Source organism: Naasia sp. (genome assembly GCF_025465545.1).
Classification (GTDB): Bacteria; Actinomycetota; Actinomycetes; order Actinomycetales; family Microbacteriaceae; genus Naasia.
This window is the reverse complement of sequence record NZ_JAODMK010000038.1, coordinates 1-13,684: the sequence shown is the minus strand read 5'-3', so window position 1 is coordinate 13,684 and position 13,684 is coordinate 1. Positions and strand designations below refer to the sequence as shown.

The 13,684-nt window shown below is 71.4% G+C and carries 15 protein-coding genes; 14 read left to right on the top strand and 1 reads right to left on the bottom strand.

The window, feature by feature from the left end:
- Positions 1–7 precede the first annotated feature (7 nt).
- The 13 genes from hpt to JWR33_RS09785 all read left to right on the top strand — a co-directional run bounded on the left by hpt (position 8) and on the right by JWR33_RS09785 (position 10,955).
- Entirely contained in the window at positions 8–571 is a 564-nt protein-coding gene (gene hpt / locus JWR33_RS09845; protein ID WP_297411538.1) for a hypoxanthine phosphoribosyltransferase, read from the top strand.
- Positions 572–646: 75 nt separating this feature from the next.
- Positions 647–2,659: an ATP-dependent zinc metalloprotease FtsH gene (gene ftsH / locus JWR33_RS09840; protein ID WP_297411536.1), complete on the top strand. Its 2,013-nt coding sequence runs from the start codon at positions 647–649 to the stop codon at positions 2,657–2,659.
- Positions 2,659–3,243 (top strand): GTP cyclohydrolase I, encoded by a 585-nt coding sequence (gene folE / locus JWR33_RS09835; RefSeq protein ID WP_297411534.1) that lies wholly within the window; start codon positions 2,659–2,661, stop codon positions 3,241–3,243. Before ftsH ends, folE begins: the two co-directional genes overlap by 1 nt.
- On the top strand, positions 3,236–4,054 hold the full coding sequence (gene folP / locus JWR33_RS09830; protein WP_297411532.1) for a dihydropteroate synthase: 819 nt from the start codon (positions 3,236–3,238) through the stop codon (positions 4,052–4,054). Before folE ends, folP begins: the two co-directional genes overlap by 8 nt.
- Complete coding sequence (gene folK, locus JWR33_RS09825) at positions 4,051–4,902, top strand: 2-amino-4-hydroxy-6-hydroxymethyldihydropteridine diphosphokinase (protein WP_297411531.1); 852 nt, start codon at positions 4,051–4,053, stop codon at positions 4,900–4,902. Before folP ends, folK begins: the two co-directional genes overlap by 4 nt.
- On the top strand, positions 4,899–5,378 hold the full coding sequence (locus JWR33_RS09820; RefSeq protein ID WP_297411528.1) for a DUF3180 domain-containing protein: 480 nt from the start codon (positions 4,899–4,901) through the stop codon (positions 5,376–5,378). Before folK ends, JWR33_RS09820 begins: the two co-directional genes overlap by 4 nt.
- 4 nt (positions 5,379–5,382) lie before the next feature.
- Complete coding sequence (locus JWR33_RS09815) at positions 5,383–5,865, top strand: PH domain-containing protein (RefSeq protein ID WP_297411527.1); 483 nt, start codon at positions 5,383–5,385, stop codon at positions 5,863–5,865.
- Positions 5,862–7,388, top strand: a complete 1,527-nt coding sequence (locus JWR33_RS09810; protein ID WP_297411525.1) for a PH domain-containing protein — start codon at positions 5,862–5,864, stop codon at positions 7,386–7,388. Before JWR33_RS09815 ends, JWR33_RS09810 begins: the two co-directional genes overlap by 4 nt.
- Positions 7,385–8,134: a Rossmann-like and DUF2520 domain-containing protein gene (locus JWR33_RS09805; protein ID WP_297411523.1), complete on the top strand. Its 750-nt coding sequence runs from the start codon at positions 7,385–7,387 to the stop codon at positions 8,132–8,134. Before JWR33_RS09810 ends, JWR33_RS09805 begins: the two co-directional genes overlap by 4 nt.
- On the top strand, positions 8,131–8,991 hold the full coding sequence (gene panC / locus JWR33_RS09800; RefSeq protein ID WP_297411521.1) for a pantoate--beta-alanine ligase: 861 nt from the start codon (positions 8,131–8,133) through the stop codon (positions 8,989–8,991). Before JWR33_RS09805 ends, panC begins: the two co-directional genes overlap by 4 nt.
- Positions 8,992–9,075: 84 nt before the next feature.
- Positions 9,076–10,569 (top strand): lysine--tRNA ligase, encoded by a 1,494-nt coding sequence (gene lysS / locus JWR33_RS09795; RefSeq protein ID WP_297411590.1) that lies wholly within the window; start codon positions 9,076–9,078, stop codon positions 10,567–10,569.
- A 16-nt stretch (positions 10,570–10,585) separates the two neighbouring features.
- A complete protein-coding gene (locus tag JWR33_RS09790; RefSeq protein WP_297411519.1) occupies positions 10,586–10,738 on the top strand; it encodes a hypothetical protein in 153 nt (50 codons plus the stop codon).
- Between the two features lie 43 nt (positions 10,739–10,781).
- Complete coding sequence (locus JWR33_RS09785; protein WP_297411518.1) at positions 10,782–10,955, top strand: hypothetical protein; 174 nt, start codon at positions 10,782–10,784, stop codon at positions 10,953–10,955.
- A gap of 24 nt (positions 10,956–10,979) precedes the next feature.
- Here JWR33_RS09785 and JWR33_RS09780 read toward each other — a convergent pair whose 3' ends face one another.
- On the bottom strand, positions 10,980–12,056 hold the full coding sequence (locus tag JWR33_RS09780; RefSeq protein WP_297411516.1) for a DNA polymerase IV: 1,077 nt from the start codon (positions 12,054–12,056) through the stop codon (positions 10,980–10,982).
- 169 nt (positions 12,057–12,225) lie between these two features.
- On the opposite strand from JWR33_RS09780, the gene JWR33_RS09775 reads away from it, so the two are divergent.
- Positions 12,226–13,684, top strand: a 1,459-nt coding sequence (locus tag JWR33_RS09775; RefSeq protein ID WP_297411514.1) for a Clp protease N-terminal domain-containing protein, incomplete at its 3' end; no start/stop codon positions are given.

Here is a 13,684-nt window from a genome sequence, read left to right as displayed (position 1 = left end):
AGAGGACATGGGCCCCGCCGACGTCGAGAACGATCTGCTCAACCTGCTGCTCAGCGAGGAGCAGATCCGCGAGCGGATCACCGAGCTCTGCCGCGACATCGAGCGCGACTACGCGGGCGAGGATCTCCTCCTCGTCGGGGTGCTCAAGGGCGCAGTCATGGTGATGGCCGACCTGGCCCGAGAGCTGACCCTGCCCGTCGAGATGGACTGGATGGCAGTGAGCTCCTACGGCAGCAGCACCAAGTCCTCGGGCGTGGTCCGCATTCTCAAGGACCTCGATACCGAGCTGGCGGGCCGGCACGTCCTCATCGTCGAGGACATCATCGACTCGGGTCTCACTCTCTCCTGGCTGCTCGAGAACCTCCGCTCCCGGGGTCCCGCATCGGTCGAGGTGTGCGCTCTCCTGCGCAAGCCGGAGGCCGCCAAGATGCAGGTCGACCCCCGCTACGTGGGCTTCGACATCCCCAACGAGTTCGTCGTCGGCTACGGCCTCGACTACGCGGAGCGGTACCGCAACCTGCGCGGCGTCGGCGTCCTCGCCCCCCACGTCTACCGGGGGGGCGGCCACTAGCGGAGGCCGCGCGATTTTCGCCCACGGCAAACAAGGGGAGGAAGCCCAGATACCGGGCTGTACCCTAGTCGCACCATGGACTTCAAGCGCATCTTCCGAGGCCCGATCCTCTACATCGTGATCGCGGTCATCGTCGTGTGGGTCGGCTCCAGCCTGCTCACCGGCTCGGGCTTCCGCCAGGTGACCACTCAGCAGGGCCTCGACCTGCTGCAGGCGGGCAAGGCCGAGACGGTCAAGATCGTCGACGGCGAGAACCGGGTGGACATCACGCTGCGCACCGCTGACGCCGATCTCGGCAAGCAGGTGCAGTTCTACTACGTGACCCCGCGCGGTGCCGACATCGTCAAGGCGGTCGACGCAGCCGACATCGCGAGCGGCTACGACGACGAGGTCCCGCAGCCCAACTGGGTCTGGTCGGCCCTCAGCTTCCTGCTGCCGCTGATCCTCATCGGCGCCTTCTTCTGGCTGATGCTCTCCGGCATGCAGGGCGGCGGCAACCGGGTCATGCAGTTCGGCAAGTCCCGGGCCAAGCTCGTCTCCAAGGAGAGCCCCAAGGTCACGTTCAAGGATGTGGCTGGCACGGATGAGGCCATCGAGGAGCTCCAGGAGATCAAGGACTTCCTCAAGGAGCCGGCCAAGTTCCTCGCGGTCGGCGCTCGCATCCCCAAGGGAGTGCTGCTCTACGGCCCTCCCGGAACCGGCAAGACGCTGCTCGCCCGCGCCGTGGCCGGTGAGGCGGGCGTTCCCTTCTACTCCATCTCCGGCTCCGACTTCGTGGAGATGTTCGTGGGCGTCGGCGCGAGCCGCGTTCGCGACCTGTTCGAGCAGGCCAAGAACAACGCGCCCGCCATCATCTTCGTCGACGAGATCGACGCGGTCGGCCGCCATCGCGGCGCCGGCATGGGCGGCGGCCACGACGAGCGCGAGCAGACACTCAACCAGCTGCTGGTCGAGATGGATGGCTTCGACGTGAAGACGAACGTCATCCTGATCGCCGCCACCAACCGGCCCGACATCCTCGACCCCGCGCTGCTGCGCCCCGGCCGCTTCGACCGCCAGATCGGCGTCGACGCTCCCGACCTGAACGGCCGCCGCCGCATCCTCGAGGTGCACGCCAAGGGCAAGCCCATGGCGCAGGGGGTCGACCTCGAGGTCCTCGCCCGCAAGACCCCCGGCTTCACCGGTGCCGACCTTGCCAACGTCCTCAACGAGGCGGCGCTCCTCACCGCCCGCTCCAACGCCCAGCTGATCGACAACCGCGCCCTCGACGAGGCCGTCGATCGGGTCATCGCCGGCCCGCAGCGCCGCAGCCGGGTGATGAAGGATCAGGAGAAGCTGATCACGGCCTATCACGAGGGCGGCCACGCGCTCGTGGCGTCCGCGATGCGGCACACCGACCCGGTGACCAAGATCACGATCCTGCCGCGCGGTCGCGCCCTCGGCTACACGATGGTGCTGCCGATCGAGGACCGCTACTCGGTCACCCGGAACGAGCTCCTGGACCAGCTCGCCTACGCGATGGGCGGTCGCGTCGCCGAGGAGATCGTGTTCCACGACCCCACCAGCGGGGCGTCGAACGACATCGAGAAGGCCACCAGCACCGCCCGCAAGATGGTCACCGAGTTCGGCATGAGCGCCGCCATCGGCTCCGTCAAGCTGGGCGCCGCGTCGGGCGAGATGTTCCTCGGCCGCGACATGGGCCACGGGCGCGACTACTCCGAGGAGCTCGCCCAGCAGGTGGATGCGGAGGTGCGCGCCCTCATCGAGGCGGCGCACGACGAGGCGTACCAGGTGCTCGTGGAGAACCGCGACGTCCTCGACCGGCTCGCGCTCGCGCTGCTCGACCAGGAGACCCTGGACCAGAACCAGCTGGTGGACATCTTCAAGGACATCCGCAAGCTGCCCGAGCGCCCCCAGTGGCTCTCCAGCGAGAAGCGTCCCGTGTCGGACCTGCCGGCCGTCTCCATCCCCCGGCCCAAGGCCCCGATCGACGCGGGCGCAGTGGACGGTGGCGTCGACTCGGAGCCCAGCAGCGGACCCAAGCGGGCACGCGTACCGCGCATCAAGCCCCGTCCTGCCACCGCGTAGTGCCGGCGATCGACGCGGCCCGCGCGCGTGCCGCCGTCGCCGAGCTGCTCTCCGCTCTCGGTGAGGACCCGGCCCGTCCGGGGCTCGCCGAGACCCCGGCGCGCGTGGCCGAGGCCTTCGCCGAGATGCTCTCCGGCACCGACCAGGACGCCGCGGCCGTGCTCCGGGAGGGCGCGATCGAGCTCGACCAGCGGACCGATCAGCTCGTGTCCCTCGTCGACATCCCCTTCCGCTCGGTGTGCGAGCACCACCTGCTGCCCTTCGACGGCACCGTCGGCGTCGCCTACCTCCCGGGCGAGCGGCTCGCCGGCCTCGGCCGGATCGCCCGCGCCGTCGACATCGTCGCGTCCCGGCTGCAGTTGCAGGAGCGCCTCACCGACCAGCTGGCCGACACCCTCCTCGACGGCCTGCAGGCGCACGGCGTCGCTGTTGTCGTGCGCGCATCGCACTCCTGCCTGTGGGCGCGCGGCACGCGCACGCAGGGGGCGAGCGCCGTCACCGCCGCGGCGCGCGGCGCCCTGGAGATGCCCGCCCGCCGGGCCGAGGCCATCGCGCTGCTGACCGCGGGACACGCTCATGCCTGAGCGGCCCCGCATCTTCGGCGTGCTCAATGTCACGACCGACTCGTTCAGCGACGGCGGCCGCTTCCTGGCCGCGGGCGACGCGATCGCCCAGGGGATCCGGCTCGCCGAGAGCGGTGCCGACTACATCGACGTCGGCGGTGAGTCCACGCGGCCCGGCGCCGACCGCGTGCCCGCCGAGGTCGAGCAGGCGCGCGTGCTGCCCGTCGTGGCCGCCCTCGCCGAGCGCGGCATCGCCGTGAGCATCGACACCATGAACGCGGATACCGCCCGGGCAGCGGTCGAGGCGGGGGCCGCCGTCGTCAACGACGTCTCCGGGGGCCTCGCCGACGCCGGCATGGCCGCGGTCGTGGCGGAGGCGGGCGTGCCGTTCGTCGCCATGCACTGGCGGGGACCGAGCAGCGTGATGACCACCCTCGCCCGCTACGACGACGTGGTGGCCGAGGTGCGCACGGAGCTCGCCGAGCGCCGGTCCCGGCTGATCGACCAGGGCGTCGCCCCCGAGCAGATCGTGCTGGATCCCGGCCTGGGCTTCGCGAAGGACGCCGAGCACAATTGGCGGCTGCTCGCGCACCTGGACGAGCTGCACGACCTCGGCTCGCCGCTGCTCGTCGGCGCGTCCCGCAAGCGGTTCCTCGCCGCGCTCCCGGGGATCGCCGAGGCTCAGGGGTCCGGCGCCGATCCGCGGGACCTGCCCACCGCAGTGGTCAGCGCCTTGGCCGCGCTCGCCGGGGTCTGGGCGCTCCGCGTGCACGACGTCGCAGGAACCCGGACCGCCCTCGACGTGGTCGACGCGTGGCGGCGCGGCGCATGACCGGGCAGTGGGACGACGAGATCCGACTGCGGGGCCTTCGCATCCGCGGCCGGCACGGTGTGCTGCCCGAGGAGCGGGAGCAGGGCCAGGACTTCGTGATCGACCTGGATCTCGGGCTCGACCTCTCCCTCGCCGGTCGGTCCGACGACGTCGCCGACACGGTGCACTACGGCGAGCTCGCCACGCGGATCGCCGAGATCGTCGCGGGAGAGCCGGTCGACCTGATCGAGACCCTGGCGGAGCGGATCGCCGCCGCAGTGCTCGAAGACCGGCGGGTTCTGCGAGTCCGCGTCGAGGTGCACAAGCCGCAGGCGCCCATCCCGGTAGCGTTCGACGACGTGAGCGTCTCCCTCGTCCGCAGCGGTTCGCCGCTCCCCGACCCCGTGCCGGTCGTGCTCGCCCTGGGCAGCAACCTCGGCGACCGGGAGGCGACCCTGGCTGCGGCGGTCGCCGCGCTGGATGCCGTGCCCGGCATCCAGGTGACCGGCGCCTCGCCGGTGATCGAGACGGCCGCGCTGACGGCGCACGGAGTCGACGCCGGCAAACCGGCCTACCTCAACCAGGTGGTGCTGGCCGGCACCGCCCTGCCCGCCCGAGACCTGCTCGATGTCCTCCTCGCCATCGAGCAGACGCACGGCCGGGAGCGCACCGAGCGCTGGGGGGACCGCACGCTCGACCTGGACCTCATCGCCTACGGGGGCGAGCGCATCGACGAGCCGGATCTGCGGGTGCCGCATCCGGAGGCCGCCTCCCGCCGGTTCGTGCTCGAGCCCTGGCTGGCGGTCGATCCCGACGCCGTGCTGCCCGGAGCTGGCCGGGTCGCCGACCTCCTCGCGGAGCTGCCGTGAAGCGCACCGGCGCAGGGCTGCCTGCGCTGCTCGCGCTCGTCGGCGGCGGACTCGGCTGGCTGATCGAGGTGGCGCTCGTGTCCGCGGGTGCGGCGGTCCTCCTTCCGCCCGTCTCGCTCCCCGTCGCGCTGGTCGGCATCAGCGCTCTCGTGCTGGCGGCCGGCTGGCCCATCCGGCAGGCCGTGCACGGCGCCTCCGGCCACCGCGTGGACCCGTTCCGCGCCATGCGGGTGGTCCTGCTCGCCAAGGCCTCCACCCTCGCCGGGTCGCTCCTCGGCGGGGCGGCCGTGGGCGTGGCGATCTACCTCGCCAGCCGCCCGGTCCTGCCCTCCGCCTCATCACTCGCGACCACCCTGCTCAGCGTCGGCGGAGCGATCATCCTCATCGTCTGCGGACTGCTCGTCGAGCACTGGTGCCGCGTTCCGCCCGAGGACGACGGGGACGAGTCCCGGAAGCTCGTGCTGCAGGGAGAATGACGTCATGGCTCGGCGCATCGAAGTGACGGACGGGCCATGGCGGCGCGTGTCCCCCAAGCAGGTCGGGGTGGAGATGGTCGGCGGGATCGTCATGACGCTGCTCACCGCCCTCGCCGCAGCGGTCGCCTTCCTTCTCGACATCCCGATGCTCGGCGCCGTCCTCTCCGGGGTGTCCCTGCTCTCGCTGGTGATGGTGCTCTTCGTGCCGCGCCGGGTGCGCGCATACGGCTATCAGCTGCGCGACGACGACCTGCTGTTCCGTCGCGGCCTGCTCCTGCAGCGCTTCGTCTCGGTGCCCTACGGCCGCATGCAGCTGATCGACATCAATCGCGGCCCCCTCGCCCGAGCCCTGCACCTCTCGGAGCTCAAGTTCGTGACGGCGGCCGCTGCCACCGGCGTGACGATCCCCGGGCTGCCCGAGGAGGAGGCGGAGCGGCTCCGCGACTCGCTCGTCCAGCTGGCGGAGAGCCGCCGGGTGGGGCTGTGAGCCCGTCAGGGGACTCACGGGGTCCGCTCGCGGACGGAGAGTGGCACCGGCTGCACCCGGCAACTCCGCTGCTCCGCGGGGGAATCGCGCTCGTCGCCATCCTCGGCGGACTCATCGCGAACTTCCGGGACCGGTTCGTGGAGTTCGCGGTCGGCGTGCAGGAGGACGACCCTCTGGACGTGCTGATCGGCCGGGGGCTCCTCCTGCCAGGGCTGCTGATCGCGATCGGGGTCGTGGGGCTCGGCATCCTCGGCTTCTACCTCTCCTGGCGGTTCCACCAGTTCCGCGTGACCGACGAGGTGGTCGAGGTGCGCTCCGGCATCCTCTTCCGCACCCAGCGGCAGGCACGGCTCGACCGCATCCAGGGCGTCAACCTGGTGCGCCCGCTGCTGCCGCGGCTGATCGGCGCCGCCCGGCTCGAGGTCTCGGTCGCCGGCCAGGACGCCGGCGTGCGCCTCGCCTACCTGCGCTCCGCCCAGGCCGACGGGCTCCGCCGGGACGTCCTCACGCTGGCCTCCGGCGCCAAGCGGCAGACGGCACCCGCGGCGTCCGCCGATCAGGCCGGGGGAGTGGTCGCCCAGCGGATCGGGGAGCTCCTCGCGCCCGAACTGGATCCCGCCGATGCGGAGGTCAGGTCCGTGGTGCGCATCCCACCGCTGCGCCTGATCGGCTCGATCCTCCTCAGTGAGACGACCGTGATCCTCGTGCTGGTGCTCGCCATCGGCGGCCCGTGGATCGTCCTGTCCGACAGCTGGTACGCGCTGTTCGGAATCCTGCCCGCGCTGCTCGGCATGGGGAGCCTGGTGTTCAACCGGTTCACCCGGTCGCTGCGCTACACGATCGCGGGAACGCCGAACGGCGTGCGGATCGGCTACGGGCTGCTGTCGACGAGCAACCAGACCGTCCCGCCGGGCCGCATCCACGCGGTGTCGGTCAAGCAGCCCCTGCTCTGGCGTCCGGCCGGCTGGTGGCAGATCACCATGAACCTCGCCAGCGGGTCCGCCAATCAGAACGGAGCCGGCACCCCGGCCACGACCGTGCTGCCGGTCGGAAACCGTGCGGACGTGGAGCGGGTGCTCGCCCTCGTGCTGCCCACACTGAGCGGACCCGACGCCGAAGGGGTGCTCCGCGCCGGGCTCGAGGGCACCGGCGGTGCCGACGGCTTCATCAACGCGCCGGAACGTGCCCGCTGGCTGCGCCCGTTCTCCTGGCGGCGCACCGGCTTCACCCTCACCGGCTCCGCGCTGCTGCTGCGGAGCGGTCGCGTCTGGCGCTCACTCGTCATCGTCCCCCAGGCCCGGCTGCAGAGCGTCGCCCTGCTCCAGGGACCGGTCCGCCGCGCGCTCGGACTGGCCACCCTGCACGCCCACACCGTGTCGGGCCCGGTCAGCACCCGGCTCGACGTCGTCGACGCGGACCTCGCGATCTCCCTGTTCGCCGACGTCTCCGCCGCCGCGGTCACCTCGGGCGCCGCCGACACCACGCACCGCTGGAATGCCTCGCCCGATCAGGTGCCGGCATGAGCGCCCGCCGCTCCGGCCGCCTCGGCGTCGGGGTGATCGGGGCCGGCCGGGTCGGCCCGGTGCTCGGCGCCGCGCTCGCGGGCGCAGGTCACGCGCTCACCGGAATCTCCGCCATCTCCGCGGCCAGCCGGGAGCGCGCCGAGGTGATGCTGCCGGGAGTCCCGATCCTCACCATCCCGGAGATCATCGAGCGCAGCGAGCTGGTGCTGCTGGCGGTGCCCGAGGACGCGCTCGCCGCCCTCGTGGAGGGACTCGCCTCGACCGGCGCGTGGCAGGCGGGACAGCTCGTCGTGCACACCGCGGCCCGGTACGGCACCGCGGTGCTCGCTCCGGCCACGGCCGCCGGCGTGATCCCCCTCGCCATCCACCCGGCGATGTCGTTCACCGGCACCAGCCTCGACCTGGCCCGCCTCGCCGAGGCGTGGTTCGCGGTCACGGCGCCCACGCCGGTGCAGCCCATCGGGCAGGCGCTGGTGGTGGAGATGGGCGGCGAGCCCGTGCTCATCGCCGAGGCCGACCGGCCCGCCTACGCGGAGGCCATCTCGACGGTGTCGACGTTCTCGACCGCCGTCATCGAGCAGGCCACCCGGCTGCTCGCCGGCGTCGGAGTGGAGTCGCCCGGCAGCGTGCTGGGGCCGCTCGCCCGCTCGACGGTGGAGGACGCCCTGAGCCGCGCCCAGCCGGATAGCATCGATCTCGCCGATCTCCCCCGCGACGGCTTCGACGAGCTGCAGGAGGACTCGTGAGCGAGCCCATCGTGGCGCCGACCATCGCCGCCGTTCGCTCGGCGGTGCGGAACGCGCGTGCCGGTCAGGGCGACCGCCGGATCGCTCTCGTTCCCACCATGGGTGCGCTGCACGCCGGCCACCTGGCGCTCGTCGAGCGGGCGCGCGACATCGCCGATGTCGTGGTCGTCTCGATCTTCGTGAACCCGCTGCAGTTCGGCCAGAACGAGGACCTGTCGTCGTATCCGCGCTCGCTGGAGCGCGACGTGGCGGCGCTCGCGGACGTCGGAGCCGACATCGTGTTCACGCCCACCGAGTCCGAGATGTACCCCAACGGCCCCTCCGCCACCCGGATCACCGGCGGCGCCGCAGCCGGGATGCTGGAGGGCGCGAGCCGGCGCGGGCACTTCGAGGGCGTCCTCACCGTCGTCGCGAAGCTGCTGCACATCGTCGGCCCCGACGTGGTCGTGTTCGGGCAGAAGGATGCGCAGCAGGTGTTCCTCGTGCAGCGGATGGTCCGCGACCTCGACTTCCCGGTGCGCGTCGAGGTGGTCGACACCGTCCGCGACGAGGACGGACTCGCCCTGTCCAGCCGCAACGCGCGGTTCGATCCCCGGCAGCGTTCCGTCGCCCGCACCGTGCACACCGCCCTCGAGGCCGCCGTGTCCGCGGCCGATCGCGGAATCGACGCCTGCGTGGCGGCCGCCCAGTCGGCGCTGATGGGCGAGCCCCTCATCCAGCTCGACTACCTCGCCGTCGTGGAGCCCGGCACCTTCCAGCCGGTGGACGACGGCTTCCGGGGGAAGGTGCGCATCCTCATCGCCGCTCGCGTCGGGGATGTGCGCCTGATCGACAACGACCTCGCCCACCTCGGCTGACCCGGCCGACGGCCTCCAGGAGGAACGGTAGCGTTGACGCGGCATCCGCAGGCGGCGGTGCTTCAGGACGAGGAGACGCAGCGCGTGACCGACCAGACCCCCGAGCCGACCGAGGCCGAGGTCAGCGAGCAGAAGGCCGTGCGCCTCGACAAGCGCGCGCAGCTGCTCGCCTCCGGAACCGAGCCCTACCCCGTGGGTGTGCCCGTCACCGACGCGATCCCCGACGTGCGCGCCCGGTTCGGCGAGCTCGAGGCCGATGCGCGCACCGGGGTGCGGGTCTCGGTCGCGGGTCGCGTGGTGCATTCACGCATCACCGGCAAGCTCTGCTTCGCCGCGCTGCAGGCCGGCGACGGCAGCAGGATCCAGGCCATGCTGAGCCTCGCCGAGCTGGGCGAGGAGTCCCTCGAGGGCTGGAAGGCCGTGATCGACCTCGGTGACCTCGTCCAGGTCGCCGGCGAGGTCATCTCCTCCCGCCGCGGCGAGCTGTCGATCCTCGTCGACGAGTGGCGGATGGCCGCCAAGGCGCTGCGCCCCCTGCCCAACCTGCACGCCGAGCTGAGCGAGGAGACGCGGGTGCGCAGTCGCTACCTCGACCTCCTCGTCCGGGACCGCGCACGACAGACCGTCCGAGCCCGTGCGGCGACCGTGTCCTCGCTCCGCCGGACCTTCGACGAGCACGGCTTCCTCGAACTGGAGACCCCCATGCTGCAGGTGCAGCACGGCGGCGCTTCCGCCCGGCCCTTCGTCACTCGCAGCAACGCGTTCGACACGGAGCTCTTCCTCCGCATCGCGCCGGAGCTCTACCTCAAGCGTGCCGTCGTCGGCGGGCTGGACCGCATCTTCGAGATCAACCGCAACTTCCGCAACGAGGGCGCCGACTCGACGCACTCGCCGGAGTTCGCGATGCTCGAGGCGTACGAGGCCTACAGCGACTACGACGGCATCGCCGACCTCACCCAGGAGCTCGTGCAGAACGCCGCCCTCGCCGTCGCAGGCTCGCACGTGGTGACCTGGGCGGACGGCACCGAGTACGACCTGGGTGGTGAGTGGGCGCGCATCGGGATGTACGAGTCCCTCAGCGACGCGGTCGGTGACGAGATCACCCCGGAGACGCCGGTCTCCCGCCTGGAGAAGCTGGCCGACGACGCCGGCATCGAGCTCGACCACCCCCTGCGCGGGAAGTGGGTCGAGGAGCTCTGGGAGCACCACGTGAAGCCGGGCCTCACCGCCCCCACCTTCGTGCGCGACTTCCCGGTGGACACCTCGCCCCTCGTCCGGGATCACCGCTTCCGTGCGGGTGTCGTGGAGAAATGGGATCTCTACGTGCGCGGCTTCGAGCTGGCCACCGGCTACTCGGAGCTCGTGGACCCGGTCATCCAGCGGGAGCGGTTCGTGGCCCAGGCGGTGCTCGCCGCGGGCGGCGATCCCGAGGCGATGCGCGTGGACGAGGACTTCCTGCAGGCGCTCGAGCACGGCATGCCGCCCACCGGTGGCATGGGCATGGGCATCGACCGCCTGCTCATGGCGCTCACCGGACTCGGCATCCGGGAGACGATCCTCTTCCCGCTCGTCAAGTGACCTCCAGGAGACAACCGTGAACTACCTGCCCGATGACGCGCTCCGGGACCCGAACAAGCGCAAGCCGCCCTCGATGAACCGCATCGCCATCTGGCTGGTCGTCGGAGGGATCGGCGCCTACCTCCTGATCAGCGGGATCGTGGGCATCGTCTCGGGCGGCGGCCACTAGCCGCGTTCCTGCTCCGGGACGCCGGGCGTATCCTGGTGGAGTCATGGACAACTTCGGCAGCGCCTTGTTCGAGATCGCACCGACCATCCTGGTCGGCCTCATCTTCTGGTTCATCATGTGGGCGATCATCCGCGCCGACCGCCACGAGCGAGCAGCCCAGGCCAGGATCGAGCAGGAGGAGCGCGCCCGCCTCGCGGTCGGTTCCCCCTCGGTCTGACCGCGTCCCGAGCCGGGATCGCCGTCACCAGCCGCTGCGCGTGGGGGTGTGCCCGTCCCGGGCGTCCTCCGGCATCGGCATCTCGGCGCGCAGTCCCAGCAGCCGGATCGGCCGGCCGCTCTCGAACCTGTCGGCAAGGTCCAGCGCCTGGGCGAGCACGACCTCTGGATCGGCGGTCGCCGCGATCCTCCTCGCGAACGTCCTGGTGAGGAACGGGGCATAGCGGACCTTGAGGGTGATCCCGATGACGGGACGGCCCTCACGTGCGACGTCCTCCAGCACGCGCGCCGCCAGCTCGCCGACGGCCGCCTCGACCTGCGCGCGCTCGGTGAGGTCCTGCTGGAACGTCGTCTCACGACTGTGGCCCCGTGCGAGCCACGGAGTGTCGTCGACCACGTCCGTGCCCTCGCCCCGGCCGAGCTGGGCGTACCACGGGCCCATCCGGGGCCCGAACTCGGTCGTGAGCAGCTCGAGGTCGGCGCGGGCCAGGTGCGCGACGGTGGTGATGCCGTGCGCCGCGAGCCGGCGGGAGATCTTCGAGCCCACCCCCCACAGGTCCACCGTGGGCCTCTCGCCCATCACCGCCGCCCAGTTCTCGGCGGTGAGGCGGAAGACGCCACGAGGCTTCCCGAATCCCGTTGCGACCTTCGCACGGACGAGGGTGTCGCCGATGCCGACACTGCAGTGCAGCCGGGTCCGATCCAGCACCGCCTTCTGCACCCGCCGGGCGTACCCCTCCGGGTCCTCGGTCTGCACGCCCACGAAGGCCTCGTCCCAGCCCAGCACCTGCACCGTGGCGTCGGGCTGGGCGCGCAGCGTCTCCATGACCTCCGCCGACGCCGCGGTGTAGGCGTCCGCGTCCACCGGGAGGATCACCGCGTCGGGCACCTTCCGGGCCGCGATGCGCAGCGGCATCCCGGACCCGACACCGAACGCGCGTGCCTCATAGGAGGCCGTCGAGACGACCGCACGCTCCATCGGGTCGCCTCGTCCGCCGACGATGACCGGCTTCCCGGCGAGCTCCGGCCGACGCAGCACTTCGACGGCCGCGACGAACTGGTCCAGGTCGACGTGGAGCACCCACGAGCGAGCGTCGCTCATGCGGCCAGTCTGCCCTGCTCCCCGTTGCGGCGCTTGGAAGTCCGCGCCGGACGACGCCCCGCCGAAGGCAGGGATAGCCGTGAGCGAACAGCGCAGTTTCCGCGCGGCCCCGTCGTTACCCTTTCTGTATCGGCGCCGCTCCCTCACGCGGCTCCGGGGAAGAGTGACCATGTTCGAGAGATTCACCGATCGAGCCCGCCGTGTCGTCGTCCTGGCCCAAGAAGAGGCCAAGATGCTCAACCACAACTACATCGGGACCGAGCACATCCTGCTCGGGCTCATCCACGAGGGTGAGGGTGTAGCAGCCAAGGCGCTGGAATCGCTGGGCATCTCGCTCGACGCCGTGCGCGAGCAGGTCCAGGACATCATCGGCCAGGGCCAGCAGCAGCCGACGGGACACATCCCGTTCACGCCGCGGGCCAAAAAGGTGCTGGAGCTCAGCCTCCGCGAGGCACTCCAGCTCGGCCACAACTACATCGGGACCGAGCACATCCTGCTCGGCCTCATCCGCGAGGGCGAGGGCGTCGCCGCCCAGGTCCTCGTCAAGCTCGGCGCCGACCTCAACCGCGTGCGCCAGCAGGTCATCCAGCTTCTCAGCGGATACCAGGGCAAGGAGGCCATCGCCGTGGGCGGTGAGCAGCAGCAGGGCCAGCAGCAGGGGTCGCAGGTGCTGGACCAGTTCGGGCGCAACCTCACCCAGGCCGCCCGCGACGGCAAGCTCGACCCGGTCATCGGGCGCGAGAAGGAGATCGAGCGCGTGATGCAGATCCTGTCGCGCCGCTCCAAGAACAACCCCGTGCTGATCGGCGAGCCCGGCGTCGGCAAGACCGCGGTCGTGGAGGGCCTCGCCCAGGCGATCGTCCGCGGCGACGTGCCGGAGACGCTGAAGGACAAGCAGCTCTACACGCTCGACCTCGGCTCCCTCATCGCCGGCAGCCGCTACCGCGGCGACTTCGAGGAGCGCCTCAAGAAGGTGACCAAGGAGATCCGCACCCGGGGCGACATCATCACCTTCATCGACGAGATCCACACCCTCGTCGGGGCGGGCGCCGCGGAGGGCGCGATCGATGCGGCCTCCATCCTCAAGCCGCTCCTCGCTCGCGGCGAGCTGCAGACGATCGGTGCCACCACCATCGACGAGTACCGCAAGCACTTCGAGAAGGACGCCGCGCTCGAGCGCCGGTTCCAGCCGATCCAGGTCGCGGAGCCGTCCCTGCCGCACACGATCAACATCCTCAAGGGGCTGCGCGACCGCTATGAGGCGCACCACAAGGTGAGCATCACGGACGGTGCGCTCGTCGCCGCCGCGAACCTCTCCGACCGCTATGTCGCCGACCGGTTCCTGCCGGACAAGGCCATCGACCTGATCGACGAGGCCGGCGCACGCCTGCGCCTGTCGATCCTGTCGGCCCCGCCCGAGCTGCGCGAGTTCGACGACAAGATCTCCGGTGTTCGTGGCCTGAAGGAAGCGGCCATCGAAGACCAGGACTTCGAGAAGGCGGCAAGCCTCCGCGACGAAGAGAAGAAGCTGCTCGGAGAGCGCCTTCGTCTCGAGAAGCAGTGGAAGAGCGGCGACGTCGGAGCAAGCGGAACGGTTGATGAGGGAATCATCGCCGAGGTTCTCGCGG